The following is a 666-nucleotide window of genomic DNA, read 5'->3' as shown; positions in this document are numbered from 1 at the left end:
AATATAAAGCAATCATCTGTGTGGGCACTCGTACAGATTGAGTTCTAACAGCCAACCTACTTAGGTAGCGAGGCAAACAAATTTAGAGTCTCAATTGAAAACTGAGTGACCAACAGAAGTAACTTATTTATATGTTGCTTCGGCACAGTCAATTCAATATCGAAAGATATTAAAATAAATTCAGAATTCATTGAGCTGTCGAAAGACATAAAACTTTTTAATTGAAGAGTTTGATCATGGCTCAGATTGAACGCTGGCGGCAGGCCTAACACATGCAAGTCGAGCGGTAACAGAAAGTAGCTTGCTACTTTGCTGACGAGCGGCGGACGGGTGAGTAATGCTTGGGAACATGCCTTGAGGTGGGGGACAACAGTTGGAAACGACTGCTAATACCGCATAATGTCTACGGACCAAAGGGGGCTTCGGCTCTCGCCTTTAGATTGGCCCAAGTGGGATTAGCTAGTTGGTGAGGTAATGGCTCACCAAGGCGACGATCCCTAGCTGGTTTGAGAGGATGATCAGCCACACTGGGACTGAGACACGGCCCAGACTCCTACGGGAGGCAGCAGTGGGGAATATTGCACAATGGGCGCAAGCCTGATGCAGCCATGCCGCGTGTGTGAAGAAGGCCTTCGGGTTGTAAAGCACTTTCAGTCAGGAGGAAAG

Annotated in this window: 1 rRNA gene; it reads left to right on the top strand. The window is 47.4% G+C overall.

Annotated elements, in window-relative coordinates:
• Positions 1–218: 218 nt before the first annotated feature.
• A 16S ribosomal RNA gene (locus tag L656_RS0113670) occupies positions 219–666 on the top strand; the annotation flags it as partial.

Origin of the sequence: Pseudoalteromonas sp. TAE56, from assembly GCF_000497955.1 — a bacterium.
Classification (GTDB): Bacteria; Pseudomonadota; Gammaproteobacteria; order Enterobacterales; family Alteromonadaceae; genus Pseudoalteromonas.
Note: the sequence above shows the minus strand (reverse complement) of the source record. Positions and strands in the feature narration are given on the sequence as shown.